This window comes from Neisseria sp. P0018.S001 (genome assembly GCF_051957355.1).
Classification (GTDB): Bacteria; Pseudomonadota; Gammaproteobacteria; order Burkholderiales; family Neisseriaceae; genus Neisseria; species Neisseria subflava_A.
The window spans coordinates 119,978-137,294 of the sequence record NZ_JBQCWN010000001.1; the positions used below are offsets into that span (position 1 = coordinate 119,978).

The window sequence follows — 17,317 nt, forward strand, 5'->3', positions numbered from 1 at the left end:
ATTTATCTGCGCCCATCGTCTAGCGGTTAGGACATCGCCCTTTCACGGCGGTAACCGGGGTTCGATTCCCCGTGGGCGTGCCAGTTTATAAAAAAGCGCAATCTGTTTCAGATTGCGCTTTTTTGCGTTTATCGGTTTTGAAATGATTTGAACCTCTTTTTTTATCTGCTAATGCTGGTTGGCATTTGTCATAATCTACTAAAAGCATTTATTATTATATATCTAATAATCATAATTTAAGGGAAAACGGTCATGGCGTGGCGGTTTGTGTTGCCTGCTTGGGTGGTGGGTGTAGTGCTTTCATTTGCGTTGCCGTTTTTGCCGCCATGGTGGGTTTGGTTGGCTGTAATTATTGGCGCGCTTGCGTTGTGTCGAAGATTTGCTGTGGCTTGGTTGGTGCTGGCCGTCTGTGTGGGCATGGCGTTTGGGGTGTGGCGGACCGGGCTGGTCTTGGCTGGTCAATGGCCTGTAGGGGAGGCATCGGCTAAAGTTTTGACGGTTGAAGTGGCGGATATGCCGCGTGATGATGGCCGGCGCGTGCAGTTTGCGGCAAGGGCTTGGGATGAACAGGGGCAGGCATTTGATTTGATGTTGTCTGATTATCAGCGGCGTGATTGGGCGGTAGGCAGTCGGTGGTCTGTATCGGCGCGGGTAAAGCCGGTGATCGGTGAAGTGAATGTGCGCGGTTTGAACCGTGAAACATGGGCTTTGGCCAATGGTATCGATGGCATGGGTACTTTGGGGCGCGACAGGAAACTCGTGCGGCAAGGCGGCGGTTTCGGTTTGGCTAATATGCGTGATGCGGTAAGCCGAAGTTGGCAGGGAACGGCGGACAAATATCCTGAGTTTTCAGACGGCATAGGGCTGATGCGTGCTTTGAGTATTGGCGAGCAATCGGCATTGCGACCGCCTTTGTGGCAGGCATTCCGTCCTTTGGGGCTGACACACTTGGTCAGTATTTCGGGCTTGCATGTGACGATGGTGGCGGTATTGTTTGCCTGGCTGATTAAGCGAATTTTCCGTTATTTGCCGTGGATTCCGGCAAAACCGCGTGTGTGGATATTGGCTGGCGGTGTTGCCGGTGCTTTGTTTTATGCGCTTTTGGCCGGTTTTTCTGTACCGACGCAACGCAGTGTGTTGATGTTGGCTGCGTTTGCGTGGGCATGGTGGCGCGGCAGTGGCGGCTCGGGCTGGACGGCGTGGTGGCAGGCCTTGGCCGTTGTTTTGCTGTTGGATCCGTTGTCTGTATTGGGCGTGGGAACATGGTTGTCATTCGGTTTGGTTGCTGCTTTGATTTGGGCTTCATCAGGCCGTCTGAAAGAGCTGGGTTGGCGTTTGGCTGTACGGGGGCAATGGGCGGCAACGGTGTTGTCGGTGGTATTGCTGGGCTATTTGTTTGCTTCGTTACCTTTGCTCAGTCCGTTGGTTAATGCGTTGGCTATTCCTTGGTTTTCTTGGGTGTTGACGCCGTTGGCTTTGCTGGGTTCGGTTTTCCCGTTTGAACTTGTCCAGTTGGTAGCGGCATTTTTGGCGGAATATACTTTACGCGGTTTGGTATGGCTGGCTACGGTATCGCCTGAATTTGCCGTCGCAGCGGCGCCTGTGCCTTTGCTGGTGTTGGCGATGATGGCGGCTTTGCTGTTATTGCTGCCTAAAGGAATGGGCTTGAAACCTTGGGCATGTTTGGTTTTATTGAGTTTTGTGTTTTACCGTCCTGCCAAGCTGGAGGAGGGGGTGGCAAGAGTTACGGTGATGGATGCGGGGCAAGGTTTGTCGGTGTTGATACAAACGCGCAACCGCAATCTTTTGTTTGATACGGGAACGGAGCAAGTGGCGCAAACAGGTATTGTGCCGAGTTTGAACGCGATGGGTGTGCGCCGTTTGGACAGCCTGATTTTGTCGCACCATGACATTGACCATGACGGCGGTTTTCACAGTGTGGCGGCTGTCGGTGCTGATAAATTGCTTGCCGGACAACCTGAGTTTTATCCGAATGCAGAGTTTTGCCAAGAAGACAAATGGCAATGGGACGGCGTAGATTTCGAGTTGCTCAGGCTGTCTGAAAATTCCGGCAAGGAAGATAACGATCAAAGCTGCGTATTGCGTGTCGTGGCAAACGGCAAAGCCTTGTTGATAACCGGTGATTTGGGCGTGAAGGGTGAGGCAGGTTTGATTGAGAAATACGGCAATGCGCTGTATAGCCAAGTGTTGGTATTGGGACATCACGGCAGCAGTACGGCTTCGTCAGGCAGCTTTCTGCATACGGTTTCGCCGCAATATGCCGTAGCATCCAGCGGCTATGCCAATGCCTACAAACATCCGACCGTTGCCGTACAAAATCGTGTCCGTGCGCACGGCATTACTTTGTTGAGAACGGATTTGTCAGGCGCGTTGGTATTTACTTTGGGACAGGGCGATGTGTTCCGAAGCCGCCTAAAAAAGGATAAGTTTTATTGGCAGAAGAAACCGTTTGAGTAAAAAGGCTAAAAGGCCGTCTGAAAGACTTTTTCAGACGGCCTTAATATTTTTTATTGACGGGCATTATCCAAATTTTGTGTGAATCCAATTGTGGATAGTTTGGTTTGATATTTGATAATAAAGAATAAATTAATCGTGATGAAAAAATAGGCAGTTTTAAGATAGGGTAATCATTACAAAGTTATTAGTAATTATCGGCTGATGGTTGTTTTAAAGTTCAAGGCCGTCTGAACTTGATATTTCATGTTCAGGCGGCCTTAAATTTTGTGTTTGTTAACTATATAATATCCGACCCATCTGTTTAAAAAGGCAATCCCCATGAACACCATACGCACCAAAATTTGCGGTATTACCCGACCTGAAGACGCGCTGGCAGCGGCCGAATTGGGTGCGGATGCCATCGGGCTGGTGTTTTACGCCAAGAGCAAACGGGCAGTGAGTATTGAGCAGGCGCAGGCGGTTGTGAAAAACCTGCCGCCGTTTGTATCGGTGGTGGCCTTGTTTGTGAATGAAAACGAGCAAACCATCCACGAGATTTTGCGTCAGGTGCCGATAGATGTGATTCAGTTTCACGGCGATGAAGACGATGATTTTTGTCGTCGGTTTGACCGTCCGTATTTGAAGGCCGTGCGTGTACAGTCCGCTGCCGATATTCAGACGGCCTGTGCCAAATTTCCGAATGCCCGCGCTTTGTTGTTTGATGCCTATCATCCGACTGAATACGGCGGTACGGGACAAAGTTTCGACTGGACCATGTTGCACGGCAATATCGGCAAACCGTGGATACTTGCCGGCGGATTGACTGCGGAAAACGTTGCCGAAGCGGTGAAAATCAGTGGCGCGGCGGCGGTGGATGTGTCCGGCGGCGTGGAAATCTCTGGTGGGGTTAAGAGCAGGGAGAAAATGGCGGCGTTTATTCAGGCAGTAAAGGCCGTCTGAAAATTTGTTTGAATGAAAAGCAACCGGAATACAGATATGCAAGAGCCAATCGTTGAGTCCCATCCCTTCGCAGCCTTGTTGCCACCGCAGGCAACGGTCATGATGATGGGGACGTTTCCGCCTAAAGAAGAAAAACACGCGATGCAGTTTCATTATCCGAATTTTCAAAACGATATGTGGCGTGTGTACGGGCTGGTGTTTTTCGGCAATGCGGCGCATTTTCAAAAGCAGGGCGAAAAGGCGTTTGATGCCGATAAAATCAAAGCGTTTTTAAGTGAGAAGGGGATTGCATCCTGTCCGACCGTATTGAAGGCAATACGCGAACATGGCAATGCTTCGGATAAGTTTTTAAAAGTGATAGAAACCGTCGATTTGGCAGCAGTATTGGAGCAAATGCCCGAGTGCCGCCACCTTTGTACCACCGGCGGCAAGGCAACTGAAATTTTGTTGGAGATTCAAGGCAGCGGCATGAAAATGCCGAAGACCGGCGAAACAGTGCCGTTTCCTTATGCTGGACGTGAGTTGACCCTGACGCGCCTGCCTTCGACTTCGCGTGCCTATCCTTTGAGTTTGGCGAAAAAAGCGGCGGCGTATCGGGCTTTTTTTGAAATGGCTGGATTGACTGTTTTTCAGGAGTAAGGCGATGGATCGTTATGAAATCTCTTTAATGACGTTTATGGCTTTGTGGTGGCTTTTTAATGTCGTCTCAGTGTGGCTGAAGGCCAAACAATGGCATATCAAGGTATTGTTGGGCGGAACGCTTTTGTATGTGATACAAATATCTGCAGTCATTATGTCTGTTAACGGCCTTAATTGGATATTTTTGAACATAAGCACTATAAATACCAATGAGTTGATTATTGCTTTGCTTGTGCTTAACTTTTTGGGTTGGTGGTTGCTGGCACTGTGGTTGGGGATGTTGGTATTAAAACTATGCCTGAGAAGTAAAAACGAAGAACAATATATCGCGCCTCCGTTGGGTACGGCATTAGTTGCAATATCGAGCTGTACGCTGTTATTCCTATTTTGTCTGCTGATATTATTATTCAATTAGTTGCCGACAAGATGAATGGAAAACGGCTATAATTGCTGACAATTTTACTTTCAGACGGCCTTGTACTGAATCAGGCCGTCTGAAACCATAAAACGAACAAGGAAAAATCCCATGAAAAATTATTACGCTCCCGACGAGAACGGCTTTTTCGGCGAACACGGCGGCCTGTACGTTTCCGAAACCCTGATTCCGGCTTTGCAAGAATTGGCAGAAGCCTATAAAGCAGCGAAAGAAGATCCTTCATTTTGGGAAGAGTTCCGCCATGATTTGAAACATTATGTCGGCCGTCCCAGCCCTGTTTACCATGCCGCGCGATTATCCGAGCATTTGGGCGGCGCACAAATCTGGCTGAAGCGTGAAGATTTGAACCACACCGGCGCACACAAAGTCAACAACACCATCGGTCAGGCATTGCTTGCCCGCCGCATGGGCAAAAAACGCGTGATTGCCGAAACCGGCGCGGGTCAGCACGGCGTGGCTTCTGCTACCGTCGCTGCACGCTTCGGCATGACTTGTGACGTGTACATGGGCGCGGACGATATCCAACGTCAAATGCCCAATGTTTTCCGCATGAAATTATTGGGTGCGAACGTGGTCAGCGTTGACAGCGGCAGCCGTACTTTGAAAGACGCAATGAACGAAGCCATGCGCGAATGGGTGGCGCGCGTGGACGACACGTTCTACATCATCGGCACTGCCGCAGGCCCTGCGCCGTATCCTGAAATGGTACGCGATTTCCAATGCGTGATCGGAAATGAAGCCAAAGAGCAAATGTTGGAAGCCATCGGCCGCCAACCTGATGTTGCCGTTGCCTGCGTAGGCGGCGGCTCGAACGCCATCGGTTTGTTCCATCCCTATATCGAAGAAGAAAACGTACGTCTGGTCGGCGTAGAAGCCGGCGGTTTGGGTGTAGATACGCCTGACCACGCCGCGCCGATTACCAGCAAAGCCCCCATCGGCGTATTGCACGGTTTCCGCAGCTATTTGATGCAGGACGAAAACGGTCAAGTCTTGGGTACACACTCCGTTTCAGCAGGCTTGGACTACCCAGGCATCGGCCCGGAACACAGCCATTTGAACGACATCAACCGCGTGGAATACACCGTTGCCAAAGATGACGAAGCACTCGAAGCCTTTGACTTGCTCTGCCGTTTCGAGGGTATTATTCCTGCGCTGGAATCCAGCCATGCCGTTGCTTGGGCGGTGAAAAATGCGCCGAAAATGGGCAAAGACCAAGTGATTTTGGTTAACCTCTCCGGCCGCGGCGATAAAGACATTAATACCGTGGCGAAACTCAAAGGCATTGAGTTGTAAGTCTTATTGATTGAGCAGTAAAGGCCGTCTGAAAAAGCTGGATTTCAGTCTTTCAGACGGCCTTTGTTTCCATAATGATTCAGCGTAGTATTTTATCCGCGCAAACTCTATCAAGTATCGGCGGCTAAGGAAATTTATCCTTCCAAACCGAGCTTGTACGCTTTCTAAACCAATTATTCAATTTATCCATCACCATGAAACATTTAGCAATCCATCTAAAACTATTGGGCATGGCGGCGTTTTGGGGCGCATCTTGGCCGATGGGGCGGATGCTGGGACAGGCGCTGCCGCCTTTAACGGGCGGTATGCTGCGCTTTTTGACGGCGGCAATCTTACTTTTGGGCTGGTTGTTTGCACGGTATCGGTTGCGTACTTTGGCGGTTTTGTCGCGAAAACAATGGCTTGGATTGGCACTGGCGGCGGCATTCGGCGTATTTGGTTTTACCGTATTGTCTATGCTGGGTTTGCAGCGGATTCCTGCTTCGAGGGCGACGGTGTTGGTTACGTTTAATCCTGTGTTGACGATGTTTTTTGCAGCTTTGCTGTTTGGTGAAAAACTCAATGGCAAGATTGTGTCGGGCATATTGTTGGCAGTGGCAGGCTCGATATGGGCGGTCACGCATGGCGAGATTGCGGCATTTTTGTCGGGCGGCGGCATAGGGTGGGGCGAAGTGCTGGTGTTTTGCAGCCTTTGCTGCTTGGTTACTTATACGATGATAGGCAGGGCGGTGTTGCAGGGGATTGATGCGCTGACGGTCACCGTGGCCACCGCTTGGCTGGGTGCAATGATGTTGCTGCCGCCTGCGCTGATTTCAGACGGCCTGCCGTTTGGTATGCTTGCCGAAATGGACGGCAGGGGTTGGTTTGCTTTGATTGGCCTGTCTGTCGGGGCAACGGTCTTGAGCTATGCGTGGTATTTTGAAGGCGTGAAGACTTTGGGCGCGGGCAGCGCTGCGGCGTACATCACTTTGGTGCCGGTATTCGGTATTCTGTGTTCCGCTTGGTTTTTGGGCGAGGCGTTGCATATTTCCTTGGTTGCCGGCTGTTTGGCGGCGGTGGGCGGATTGGCGTTGATGCAGTACGGAAGACGTGCCGTCTGAAAAGGTAAATATGTTATATAATAATGAAACTGATTAAACCATTGTTTTCAACATGTCTGAACATTCCTCCCTGCTCGATTTCGACCGCGCCCATCTGCTCCATCCCTATACGTCCATGACCGATCCGTTGCCTGTTTATCCGGTGCGCCGTGCGGAGGGCGTGCATATCGAATTGGCGGACGGCACGCGGCTGATTGACGGGATGTCGTCTTGGTGGTGTGCGATATACGGTTACAATCATCCTGTTTTGAATCAGGCAGTTGAGGCGCAGATTAAACAAATGTCGCATGTGATGTTTGGCGGTTTGACGCACGGGCCGGCGGTGGAGCTGGGTAAATTATTGGTCGGGATTTTGCCGCAGGGGCTGGATCGTATTTTTTATGCGGATTCGGGTTCGGTTTCGGTAGAAGTTGCGCTGAAGATGGCGGTGCAATACCAGCAGGCGCGGGGTTTGACCGCGAAGCAGAATATCGCGACGGTGCGGCGCGGGTATCACGGCGATACTTGGAACGCGATGTCCGTCTGCGATCCGGAAACGGGGATGCACCATATTTTCGGCAGCGCTCTGCCGCAGCGTTATTTTGTCGATAATCCGAAAAGCCGTTTCGACGATGAATGGGACGGGGCGGATTTGCAGCCTGTCCGCGCCTTGTTTGAAGCGCATCATGCGGATATTGCCGCCTTTATTTTGGAACCGGTCGTGCAGGGTGCGGGCGGCATGTATTTTTATCATCCGCAGTATCTTCGCGGTTTGCGCGATTTGTGTGATGAATTTGATATTGTGTTGATTTTTGACGAAATCGCCACCGGATTCGGGCGCACGGGCAAGATGTTTGCCTGCGAACATGCGGAGGTCGTGCCGGATATTATGTGTATCGGCAAGGGCTTGAGCGGCGGCTATATGACGCTGGCGGCGGCAATCACTTCGCAAAAAGTCACCGAAACGATTTCGCGCGGCGAAGCGGGCGTGTTTATGCACGGACCGACATTTATGGCGAACCCGCTGGCGTGTGCCGTTGCCTGCGCTTCGGTCAAGCTGCTTTTGTCCCAAGATTGGCAGGCAAATATCCGCCGCATCGAAAGCATCCTGAAAGGTCGTCTGAAAACCGCATGGGACATTCGCGGCGTGAAAGACGTGCGCATTTTGGGTGCCATCGGCGTGATCGAACTGGAAAAAGGCGTCGATATGGCGCGTTTTCAAGCAGACTGCGTGGCGCAGGGCATTTGGGTGCGCCCATTCGGCAGGCTGGTGTACCTCATGCCGCCTTACATCATTTCAGACGACCTCTTGACCGAACTTGCCGACAAAACCGTACAAATCTTGAAGGAACACAACACATGAAAGGCGTTTACTTCGTCAGCGGCATAGACACGGACATCGGCAAAACCGTTGCTACCGGCATGTTGGCAAAACAATTGTTGCAGCAGGGCAAAAGCGTGATCACGCAAAAGCCCGTGCAAACCGGTTGCCAAAACATCGCCGACGACATCGCCGTCCACCGCAAAATCATGGGCATACCCATGCAGGAAGCCGACAAACAAGGGCTGACCATGCCCGAAATCTTCAGCTATCCAGCCTCGCCCCATCTCGCCGCCCGTCTTGACGGCAGGGCTTTGGATTTGGACAAAATCCGTACCTCCACTCAAGAGTTGGCGACGCAATACGAAATCGTCTTGGTCGAAGGCGCGGGCGGATTGATGGTTCCGCTGACGGAAAATCTGTTGACCATTGATTATATCCGTCAGCAAGGCTATCCCGTCATCCTCGTTACCAGTGGACGGCTCGGTAGCATCAACCACACCCTGCTCAGCTTTTCCGCGCTCAAACAATACGGTATCAGCTTGTATAGCCTGATTTTCAACCATATTCACGACAGCAAAGATGAAACCATTGCAGGCGATACCTTGGAATATCTTAAAGGCCGTCTGAAAGATGAGTTTCCTGAAGCCAAATGGCAGGAGTTGGCCAAAACAGAGGTGGTAAATGGCGTTTGATATACCGCGTGGCACACTTTGTTCATATGCCGAAGCTTCAAGTCTTCTACCGTCTAAGGCCGAACCTTTGCTGACCGTTTCTTCGCTAACCGCTGCGTTGCGCGCTTCAGGTAAGGATTTTTCAGTCGAGCCAGTGTATTTGGGTTTGACGAAGGGAGCAGAAAACGGAGACGAAATCTTTGTGCGCGATGTTTTGCTCAAACTGGACGGCGAAACAGTGATACAAGCCAGAAGCGCGTGCCGGCCGGATAGCCGTCTATGGACAGAATTATTGGATTGCGGAACGCAGCCTTTGGGCGAGCGCCTGTTTGACGGTACATTGCCGTTGAAGCGTTCGGATTTTGAGTTTCTTCGTTTTGACGATTTAGACCATCCGTCTTTCAGACGGCCTATTACCGCGCGCCGTTCGTATTTCGATTGGAATGGCGAAACATTGGAATTAACAGAATATTTCTTATTGAAATTAATAGATTTATACCGCTAAGGCTGTCTGAAAATAAAACCAATTACCGATGTTTGTCATAATTCTGATATAATACAATAAATTAAATTGTTAAGATCTGTTTAATTTCAGACGGCAATACATTATAATAAGAGCTAAGGCTCTAAAAAACCGTTCCTTCCGAATCGACACATAAACAACGACACATTACATCAATGAACATAAGGCGATTTTTCCTACAATTTTTACCGCGTTACGCTGTCGGACGGATGGTGATATACGCCAAACTGATGCGTATCGACAAACCTATTGGCACACTGCTTTTGCTGTGGCCGACTTATTGGGCATTGTGGATTGCGTCTAAAGGTGTTCCCGACGCGGATATTTTTATTGCCTTTAGCGCAGGCACATTTTTGATGCGCAGCGCAGGTTGCGTGGTGAATGACTTTGCCGACCGCAATTTTGACGGTGCAGTAGAGCGCACCAAAAACCGCCCGTTTGCCAAAGGTTTGGTTTCTAAAATCGAAGCGCTGCTTTTGACCGTCATGCTGTGTCTGATGGCGGCTTTATGCTTGGTGCAGCTCAACCGCTTTACTTGGCTGATGAGCCTTCCAGCCTTGTTCCTTGCCATCACATATCCCTTTACCAAACGCTTTTTCCCGTTGCCGCAGTTTTATTTAGGACTGGCATTTTCGTTCGGCATTCCTATGGCCTTTGCCGCCGTGCAAGGCCGAGTGCCTCCCGAAGCGTGGCTGATGTTTACCGCCAATGCCTTATGGACGTTGGCTTACGACACAATTTATGCCATGGCGGACAAAGAAGACGATTTGAAAATCGGCATTAAAACTTCGGCAATCACATTTGGCCATCACGACATTACTGCCTCTATGCTTTGCCATTTTTGGTTTACGGTATTGATGGCGGTGTTGGGTATTAAAATCGGTGCAACTTGGCCGTATTGGTTGATATTGCCGATAACTGTTTATTGGCAGTATCAGCAATATGTTGTCATCCGTACGCGCAATCGCCAGTTGTGCTTCCAAACGTTTTTGGCCAACAACCGCATCGGTTTAGCGTGGTTTTGCGGATTGGTCTGCCATTATTTCTGGTTGTTTTTGGTTTCCAAATTGTTTTAAAAAACTAGGTTGAGGCCGTCTGAAAAGAAGGGAAAAGGGGTATGCCGGACATACCCCTTTTCATTTGAATCATAGTTTGGCTAATGATAGAATTTTTACTTTAAATCCAATATAAGCAAGCAGTTGGCTTATTTTTAGCTCGTTAAAAAATATCAAAAACAACATGGAAAATGTTAGCAGGGCGAGTGTAAATTACGCCTTCAGGATTGAGATTTGCACAGACAATCGGTACAATCCCATTGTTTTGCGACATTTAAAAGAGATACACATGAGCCTGATTGGCGAAATTTTACCTTTGTCCCATATCGTTTTGGATTTGGAAGTCAGCAGCAAAAAGCGTCTGTTTGAAGAGGCTGCACAGCTGCTGGAGAATGAAGCAGAATTACCGAATACCAACGTGTTCGACTGCCTGTTTGCCCGTGAAAAACTTGGTTCGACCGGTTTGGGGCAGGGGGTGGCGATTCCTCACGGCCGTCACGCATGCGTGAAAAAAGCTACCGGTGCGTTTATCCGCACCAAAGAGCCGGTTGCCTTTGATGCGCCTGACGGTAAACCCGTTTCCCTGATTTTTATCCTGCTTGTGCCTGAAAACGCTACCGGCGAACATTTGGAAGTCTTGTCCAAACTGGCCGGCAGATTCTCTCAAAAAGCCATCCGTGAAGCATTGATGGCCGCGACTTCTGCCGAAGAAGTACGCACACTCCTGACCGAAGAGTAATTCATGCCCAGCATATCCGTCCGCCGCCTGTTTTCCGACAATCAGCACAAACTCGAACTTGCTTGGGCTGCCGGCAATTCCGGCGCGGACAACCGTATCGGTGTCGAAGCCGATAAACCCGTCTTGGCCTTGGTCGGCCACTTAAACTTTATCCATCCCAACCAAATTCAAGTTGTCGGCGTAGCCGAAGCCGAATATTTGCGCCGCTTGGAATCGGGCGAGCTCAACTACGATTTCGGCGAGCTTTTCGACATCCCCATGTCTTTGGTCATTGTCGCCAACGGTTTGCCGGTTTCGCCCAAATTGCGCGATTATTGCCATACCAACAGTATCCCCTTGCTGACTTCCAAACAGGAAAGCCCGCACCTGATGGACGTTTTGCGGATTTATCTGCAACGTACATTGGCTACTTCCACCATCAAGCACGGCGTATTTTTGGATGTATTTGAAGTGGGCGTACTCATTACCGGACAATCCGGCTTGGGTAAGAGCGAATTGGCATTGGAGCTGATTTCGCGCGGTCACAGCCTGATCGCCGATGATGCGGTCGAACTTTTCCGTACCGGCCCGGAAATGCTGGAAGGCCGTTGCCCGCCTATGCTGCGTGATTTCCTCGAAGTACGCGGTTTGGGCATACTTAATATCCGCCATATTTTTGGTGAAACCTCTATCCGTCCGAAAAAAATCCTCCAGCTGATTATCAATTTGGTTCCGGCCGACGACGGATATATGAAACAACTTGATCGATTGAGCATCCGTACCGAAACAGAATCTATCCTCAACGTCAGCGTCCGTTCCGTTACCCTGCCTGTTGCAATCGGTCGAAACTTAGCAGTATTGGTTGAAGCTGCAGTACGCAATTACATCCTTCAATTGCGTGGTAAAGACAGCACCAAAGAATTTCTCGAACGTCACCAAACACAACTCAAAGAAAACGAACAAAATCATGAAAATCGTCCTGATTAGCGGCTTATCCGGCTCGGGAAAGTCCGTAGCTCTTAAGCAGCTCGAAGATTTGGGCTATTACTGTGTCGATAATCTTCCTTTGGAAATGCTTCCATCATTGGTTTCACTCCACATCGAACGGGCCGATGAAACCAAACTCGGTGTCAGCGTTGATATCCGTTCCCGTATTAATATCCAAGAAGCGCAAGAGCAAATCCAATATTTGCGTAATGAAGGGCATCAAGTCGAAGTCCTGTTTGTTGAAGCGGAAGAAGGCGTTTTGGTTCGCCGCTTCTCAGAAACCCGTCGTGGACATCCTTTGTCCGGCCAGAACCTGACTTTGTTGGAAAGCCTGCAAAAAGAACGCGAGTGGCTCTTCCCGCTTAGAGACATCGCATATTGCATCGATACGTCCAAAATGAACGCGCAGCAGCTTCGTTATGCCGTTCAACAATGGCTCAATATTGAACGTGTTGGCTTACTGGTTATTCTTGAATCCTTTGGTTTCAAATACGGCGCTCCCAATAATGCCGACTTTATGTTTGATATGCGCAGCCTGCCCAATCCGTATTATGATCCGGAATTGCGCCCCTTCACCGGTATGGACAAGCCTATTCAAGATTATTTGGGCCAGCAGCCGTTGGTTCAAGAAATGGTTGATGACATCGACCATTTTATTAGCCGTTGGCTGCCGCGCCTGCAACAAGAGAGCCGCAGTTATGTAACGATTGCCATCGGTTGTACCGGCGGTCAGCACCGCTCCGTTTATGTTGTGGAAAAACTGGCCGAGCGCCTCAAGGGCCGTTACGAACTCCTTGTCCGCCACCGTCAGGCTCAAAGCTTGGCAGGACGCTAACTTGCCGTTTCAGACGGCCTCAAAGGAAGAAACCATGAAAAAAATCAGTCTGACCGCACTATCCCTGCTTATCTTGACCGCCTGTGCAACAGAGCCTGTCACTGCTTACCGTTGGCACCGTACCGGTGCAAGCGAAGCCGAAGTTTCCCGCCAAATCAATACCTGCAAATCACAAGTTCAAAATGGAACCAAACGTGGCAATACATCCAAAACGTTTGAGCAATGTATGGATGAAGCAGGTTATTACAGCTACGAGCATGGCAATCTCTAAATCCTGATTAACCGATTATCCAAATACCGAGGCCGTCTGAAAAACAATGATTTTTCAGACGGCCTCAGATACGAATAGAAAGAATAAAAAGACATGGCTATCCAATGGTTTCCCGGCCACATGAACAAGGCAAAAAAAGCCATTGCCGAACGCATTAAAAGCGTTGATATGGTGATTGAGATGCTGGACGCGCGTATGCCTGCTTCCAGCGAAAACCCCTTGCTTGCCCAGTTGTCCAAAGGCAAGCCAAAACTCAAAATCTTAAACAAGCAAGACCTTGCCGATCCCGAGCGCACCAAAGTTTGGCTCGAACACTACAACAGCCGTCAAGATACCCGCGCCATTGCGCTTGATTCTTCCGAAACCGGCGCGCACGGCAAAATTACCCAAGCCTGCCGCGCTATGATTCCGCATCGCCAAGGTATTGAGAAGCCGCTGCGTGTCCTGATTTGCGGCATTCCCAACGTCGGTAAATCTACCTTGATTAACGGTATGATCGGCAAAAAATCTGCCAAAACCGGCAACGAACCCGGTATTACCAAAGCCGAACAACGCCTTTTCCTTGCTGACGATTTCTGGCTTTACGATACACCTGGTATGTTGTGGCCAAAAATTATCGTCGAAGAGGGTGGCTACAACCTTGCGGCCGGCGGTGCAGTCGGGCGTAACGCGCTGGACGAAGAAGAAGTGGCGCTTGAGCTTTTGGATTACCTCCGCCGCCATTATCTGGCTCTGTTGCAAGAGCGCTATCAAGCCGACAAAGATCCAAGCAGCCATTGGGACGATACTTCTTGGTTGGAGTGGATTGCCAAAAAACGCGGTGCGGTTTTGAGTGGCGGACGGGTCAACTACCAAAAGGCTGCTGAAAATATCCTGACCGATTTCCGCGAAGGCAAAATCGGCAGAATCACGCTGGAAACGCCAAACCAATGGGAGGCTTGGCTGAAAAAAGCCAGACAGAAAGAGGCCGAACTTAAAGCCATTCGCGAAGCCAGAAAGGCGGAAAGAAAAGGGCAGCAGCCTTCAGCCGATTAATCTAAAAGGCCGTCTGAAATCTATTTTCAGACGGCCTTTTGTTGGGATAGACAATTTAGAGGGCGGTACGGCTGAAGCTGTCTAGGGCTTTATCGGTTTGGATTTGGTTGAATTGCATGATGGTTTTGTCGCCTTGCTTTTCGTCCAATTCGATTTTACGTACCAGTGTATCGCCGTTGATTTCGATACGGTTGAAGATTTGACGGGTAATGGCGGTTTTCGGAGTTAAGGTCAACGTCCATTTTTTCTCGTTGCCGTTTAATTTCAAATCAAATTGTTTTTCCAAGCCTTGGGTATTGCCGCCCAAAAGGTCGAGGAAGAGTTTGATTTGGCGGCTTTGGCCGTTGAGTTTGCTGGCATTTGGGTTGACCCATTGGCTGCCGTTCCATTGCATGATGCCGTCTGAACGCACGCGCAGGGTGGTTTCAAATGGTTTTTGCATTTTCCAGAGCAGGCCTTTTTGTGGGACAAGGGTAAAGCTGCCGCTGGTGGTCATGGGTTTGCTGAGGGATTTAAGCTGGCGTTGTTGGACAAAATTGCCTTGCACGTTTTGCGGTTTTTGCAGGGTTTGTGCCAATTCGGCAGGGGAAAATGCCCACAAAGCCGGAGCGCTGATGAGGAGAGTAAGAGAAAGAATGTTTTTTTTCATTGTGCTTCCATAAGGTTTGAGGCCGTCTGAAAATTCAGACGGCCTTTTATTGCTTTAATTATAAGGCTGACAAGGCCTGATTAAAGGTTGCGCTTGGACGCATCGCTTGTGCCGCTTTTTCAGGATTGGCTGCGTAGTAGCCGCCGATGTCGACCGCTTTGCCTTGTACGGCAGAGAGTTCTTCAACGATTTTGGCTTCGTCGGCAGTCAAAGCGGCTGCCAATGGAGCAAATGCGGCTTTCAGTTCGGCATCTTTGTCTTGCGCCGCCAATTCTTGCGCCCAGTAGAGGGTGAGGTAGAAATGGCTGCCGCGGTTGTCGAGTTCGCCTGCTTTGCGTTTAGGCGATTTGTCGTTCAACAGCAGTTTTTCGGTGGCTGCATCCAAAGTGTCGGCGAGGACTTGGGCTTTGGCGTTGCCGGTTTTTTGCGCCAGATGTTCAAACGATACGGCGAGCGCGAGGAATTCGCCCAGCGAGTCCCAGCGTAGGTGGTTTTCTTCGAGGAACTGTTGAACGTGTTTCGGTGCGGAGCCGCCCGCGCCGGTTTCAAACATACCGCCGCCGTTCATGAGGGGAACGATAGACAGCATTTTCGCGCTGGTACCGAGTTCCAAAATCGGGAACAGGTCGGTCAGATAATCGCGCAAGACGTTGCCGGTTACGGAAATGGTGTCTTCGCCGTTTTTCAGACGACCCAGGCTGAACTTGGCGGCTTCTTCGGGCGCGAGGACGCGGATGTCGAGGCCGTTGGTATCCAGTTCGGCAAGGTAGGCTTTGACTTTGGCAAGCAGGCTCTTGTCGTGCGGACGGTTTTCGTCGAGCCAGAACACGGCAGGCGTGTTGCTCAGGCGGGCGCGGTTGACGGCGAGTTGTACCCAGTCTTTGACGGGCGCGTCTTTGGTTTGGCACATACGCCAGATGTCGCCTGCTTCAACGTCGTGCTGCATCAGGACTTTGCCCGCCGCATCAATGACTTGAACCTGACCGTCGGCTTCGATTTCGAAGGTTTTATTGTGCGAACCGTATTCTTCGGCTGCCTGCGCCATCAGACCGACGTTGGGCACGGTACCCATGGTCGTCGGATCGAACGCGCCGTGTTCGCGGCAGAAGTCGATGGTTGCTTGATAAACACCTGCGTAGCTACTGTCGGGAATCACGGCTTTGGTGTCTTGCGCTTTGCCGTCTTTGTCCCACATACGACCGGAGTTGCGAATCATCGCAGGCATGGAAGCATCAACGATGACATCGCTGGGGACGTGTAGGTTGGTGATGCCTTTGTCGGAATCGACCATCGCCAAATCAGGGTTGGCGGCGTAAACGGCGGCGATTTCGGCTTCGACGGCGGCGCGGGTGTCCGCATCCAGTTTGTCCAGATTGGCAAGCAGGTTGCCGAAGCCGTTGTTGACGTTGACGCCTGCGGTAGCCAGTTTGTCGCCGAATTTTTCAAAGACAGGCGCAAAGAATACTTTGACGGCGTGTCCGAAGATAATCGGGTCGGACACTTTCATCATGGTGGCTTTCATGTGCAGCGAGAACAAAACGCCTTTTGCTTTCGCGTCTTTTACTTGCTCGGCAAGGAAGGCGAGCAGGGCTTTTTTGCTCATCACGGTCGCGTCGATAATTTCGCCGGCTTTCAGGGCGACGGGCTCGCGCAACTCTTTCTTGTTGCCTTGTTTGTCGGTGAATACGATGGATACGGAAGTCGCTTCAGGTACGGTAACGGATTGTTCGTTATGGAAAAAGTCGCCGCTTTGCATGGTGGCAACATGGGTTTTGGAATCTTTGGTCCATGCGCCCATGCTGTGCGGATGTTTTTTGGCAAAGTTTTTCACTGCTTTAGGCGCACGACGGTCGGAGTTGCCTTCACGCAGGACAGGGTTTACCGCGCTGCCTTTGATGCGGTCGTAGCGTTCGCGTACGGCTTTTTCTTCATCGGTTTGAGGGTCGGCAGGATAGTCGGGAACGGCAAAGCCTTTAGACTGCAATTCTTTAATCGCGGCCGTCAGTTGAGGTACGGATGCGCTGATGTTCGGCAGTTTGATTACGTTTGCATCGGGTTGTTTCACCAGTTCGCCCAATTCGGCAAGCGCATCAGGTACGCGTTGCGCTTCGGTCAGGTATTCTGGAAAAGCCGCCAAAATACGGCCGGAGAGAGAAATGTCGCTGGTTTTGACATCAATATCGGCGTGGCGGGTAAACGCCTGCACGATTGGCAACAGGGATTGAGTGGCCAATGCAGGAGCTTCGTCGGTGTAGGTATAGATAATGGTGGATTTAGTCATGGGATTATTCTCTATGTAGGTTAAGTTTTTCTTTTCGGGCACATCGCGAGAAGAAACGTGCTGAGCCTATTATGGCATATTTCGGCGGATTTGGTTGTTGTTTT

17 protein-coding genes and 1 tRNA gene are annotated in these 17,317 nt (G+C 50.4%); 16 read left to right on the top strand and 2 right to left on the bottom strand.

Going from position 1 to position 17,317, the window contains the following annotated elements:
• Nucleotides 1-8: 8 nt before the first annotated feature.
• The 16 genes from ACTHTJ_RS00565 (at nt 9) to ylqF (ending at nt 14,283) form a co-directional block, all read left to right on the top strand.
• Nucleotides 9-83, top strand: a tRNA-Glu gene (locus ACTHTJ_RS00565).
• 169 nt (nt 84-252) lie between these two features.
• Nucleotides 253-2,478 (top strand): DNA internalization-related competence protein ComEC/Rec2, encoded by a 2,226-nt coding sequence (locus tag ACTHTJ_RS00570; RefSeq protein WP_070584041.1) that lies wholly within the window; start codon nt 253-255, stop codon nt 2,476-2,478.
• 318 nt (nt 2,479-2,796) lie between these two features.
• On the top strand, nt 2,797-3,417 hold the full coding sequence (locus ACTHTJ_RS00575; protein WP_070584043.1) for a phosphoribosylanthranilate isomerase: 621 nt from the start codon (nt 2,797-2,799) through the stop codon (nt 3,415-3,417).
• Nucleotides 3,418-3,453: 36 nt separating this feature from the next.
• On the top strand, nt 3,454-4,056 hold the full coding sequence (locus ACTHTJ_RS00580) for a DNA glycosylase (protein WP_070584223.1): 603 nt from the start codon (nt 3,454-3,456) through the stop codon (nt 4,054-4,056).
• 4 nt (nt 4,057-4,060) lie between these two features.
• Nucleotides 4,061-4,471, top strand: a complete 411-nt coding sequence (locus ACTHTJ_RS00585) for a hypothetical protein (RefSeq protein WP_440360745.1) — start codon at nt 4,061-4,063, stop codon at nt 4,469-4,471.
• A 111-nt stretch (nt 4,472-4,582) separates the two neighbouring features.
• Entirely contained in the window at nt 4,583-5,785 is a 1,203-nt protein-coding gene (gene trpB / locus ACTHTJ_RS00590) for a tryptophan synthase subunit beta (RefSeq protein ID WP_070584045.1), read from the top strand.
• 194 nt (nt 5,786-5,979) lie between these two features.
• Nucleotides 5,980-6,885 (top strand): DMT family transporter, encoded by a 906-nt coding sequence (locus tag ACTHTJ_RS00595; protein WP_070584047.1) that lies wholly within the window; start codon nt 5,980-5,982, stop codon nt 6,883-6,885.
• 52 nt (nt 6,886-6,937) lie between these two features.
• On the top strand, nt 6,938-8,227 hold the full coding sequence (bioA, locus tag ACTHTJ_RS00600; RefSeq protein ID WP_440360744.1) for an adenosylmethionine--8-amino-7-oxononanoate transaminase: 1,290 nt from the start codon (nt 6,938-6,940) through the stop codon (nt 8,225-8,227).
• Complete coding sequence (gene bioD / locus ACTHTJ_RS00605; protein WP_070584051.1) at nt 8,224-8,880, top strand: dethiobiotin synthase; 657 nt, start codon at nt 8,224-8,226, stop codon at nt 8,878-8,880. The genes bioA and bioD overlap by 4 nt, the downstream gene beginning before the upstream one ends.
• Nucleotides 8,870-9,364, top strand: a complete 495-nt coding sequence (locus ACTHTJ_RS00610; RefSeq protein ID WP_070584052.1) for a chorismate--pyruvate lyase family protein — start codon at nt 8,870-8,872, stop codon at nt 9,362-9,364. Before bioD ends, ACTHTJ_RS00610 begins: the two co-directional genes overlap by 11 nt.
• Before the next feature lie 227 nt (nt 9,365-9,591).
• Nucleotides 9,592-10,458: a 4-hydroxybenzoate octaprenyltransferase gene (ubiA, locus tag ACTHTJ_RS00615; RefSeq protein ID WP_377073153.1), complete on the top strand. Its 867-nt coding sequence runs from the start codon at nt 9,592-9,594 to the stop codon at nt 10,456-10,458.
• Between the two features lie 268 nt (nt 10,459-10,726).
• Complete coding sequence (ptsN, locus tag ACTHTJ_RS00620) at nt 10,727-11,176, top strand: PTS IIA-like nitrogen regulatory protein PtsN (RefSeq protein ID WP_039862228.1); 450 nt, start codon at nt 10,727-10,729, stop codon at nt 11,174-11,176.
• 3 nt (nt 11,177-11,179) lie between these two features.
• Complete coding sequence (gene hprK / locus ACTHTJ_RS00625; RefSeq protein WP_003747372.1) at nt 11,180-12,142, top strand: HPr(Ser) kinase/phosphatase; 963 nt, start codon at nt 11,180-11,182, stop codon at nt 12,140-12,142.
• Nucleotides 12,123-12,977, top strand: a complete 855-nt coding sequence (gene rapZ / locus ACTHTJ_RS00630) for an RNase adapter RapZ (protein ID WP_070584057.1) — start codon at nt 12,123-12,125, stop codon at nt 12,975-12,977. The genes hprK and rapZ overlap by 20 nt, the downstream gene beginning before the upstream one ends.
• Nucleotides 12,978-13,011: 34 nt before the next feature.
• On the top strand, nt 13,012-13,248 hold the full coding sequence (locus ACTHTJ_RS00635) for a lipoprotein (RefSeq protein ID WP_003684875.1): 237 nt from the start codon (nt 13,012-13,014) through the stop codon (nt 13,246-13,248).
• 93 nt (nt 13,249-13,341) lie between these two features.
• On the top strand, nt 13,342-14,283 hold the full coding sequence (ylqF, locus tag ACTHTJ_RS00640) for a ribosome biogenesis GTPase YlqF (RefSeq protein WP_070461623.1): 942 nt from the start codon (nt 13,342-13,344) through the stop codon (nt 14,281-14,283).
• A 55-nt stretch (nt 14,284-14,338) separates the two neighbouring features.
• On the opposite strand, the gene ACTHTJ_RS00645 is transcribed toward ylqF, so the two are convergent.
• Together ACTHTJ_RS00645 and ACTHTJ_RS00650 are read right to left on the bottom strand one after the other, a co-directional pair.
• Nucleotides 14,339-14,932, bottom strand: a complete 594-nt coding sequence (locus ACTHTJ_RS00645; protein WP_070461622.1) for a LolA family protein — start codon at nt 14,930-14,932, stop codon at nt 14,339-14,341.
• Between the two features lie 58 nt (nt 14,933-14,990).
• Nucleotides 14,991-17,213 (bottom strand): NADP-dependent isocitrate dehydrogenase, encoded by a 2,223-nt coding sequence (locus ACTHTJ_RS00650; RefSeq protein ID WP_070584060.1) that lies wholly within the window; start codon nt 17,211-17,213, stop codon nt 14,991-14,993.
• Nucleotides 17,214-17,317 lie beyond the last annotated feature (104 nt).

Coding starts and splice junctions, on each gene's coding strand:
- ACTHTJ_RS00570 (WP_070584041.1), top strand. CDS start 253: ATGGCGTGGCGGTTTGTGTTGCCTGCTTGGGTGGTGGGTGTAGTGCTT.
- ACTHTJ_RS00575 (WP_070584043.1), top strand. CDS start 2,797: ATGAACACCATACGCACCAAAATTTGCGGTATTACCCGACCTGAAGAC.
- ACTHTJ_RS00580 (WP_070584223.1), top strand. CDS start 3,454: ATGCAAGAGCCAATCGTTGAGTCCCATCCCTTCGCAGCCTTGTTGCCA.
- ACTHTJ_RS00585 (WP_440360745.1), top strand. CDS start 4,061: ATGGATCGTTATGAAATCTCTTTAATGACGTTTATGGCTTTGTGGTGG.
- trpB (WP_070584045.1), top strand. CDS start 4,583: ATGAAAAATTATTACGCTCCCGACGAGAACGGCTTTTTCGGCGAACAC.
- ACTHTJ_RS00595 (WP_070584047.1), top strand. CDS start 5,980: ATGAAACATTTAGCAATCCATCTAAAACTATTGGGCATGGCGGCGTTT.
- bioA (WP_440360744.1), top strand. CDS start 6,938: ATGTCTGAACATTCCTCCCTGCTCGATTTCGACCGCGCCCATCTGCTC.
- bioD (WP_070584051.1), top strand. CDS start 8,224: ATGAAAGGCGTTTACTTCGTCAGCGGCATAGACACGGACATCGGCAAA.
- ACTHTJ_RS00610 (WP_070584052.1), top strand. CDS start 8,870: ATGGCGTTTGATATACCGCGTGGCACACTTTGTTCATATGCCGAAGCT.
- ubiA (WP_377073153.1), top strand. CDS start 9,592: ATGGTGATATACGCCAAACTGATGCGTATCGACAAACCTATTGGCACA.
- ptsN (WP_039862228.1), top strand. CDS start 10,727: ATGAGCCTGATTGGCGAAATTTTACCTTTGTCCCATATCGTTTTGGAT.
- hprK (WP_003747372.1), top strand. CDS start 11,180: ATGCCCAGCATATCCGTCCGCCGCCTGTTTTCCGACAATCAGCACAAA.
- rapZ (WP_070584057.1), top strand. CDS start 12,123: ATGAAAATCGTCCTGATTAGCGGCTTATCCGGCTCGGGAAAGTCCGTA.
- ACTHTJ_RS00635 (WP_003684875.1), top strand. CDS start 13,012: ATGAAAAAAATCAGTCTGACCGCACTATCCCTGCTTATCTTGACCGCC.
- ylqF (WP_070461623.1), top strand. CDS start 13,342: ATGGCTATCCAATGGTTTCCCGGCCACATGAACAAGGCAAAAAAAGCC.
- ACTHTJ_RS00645 (WP_070461622.1), bottom strand. CDS start 14,932: ATGAAAAAAAACATTCTTTCTCTTACTCTCCTCATCAGCGCTCCGGCT.
- ACTHTJ_RS00650 (WP_070584060.1), bottom strand. CDS start 17,213: ATGACTAAATCCACCATTATCTATACCTACACCGACGAAGCTCCTGCA.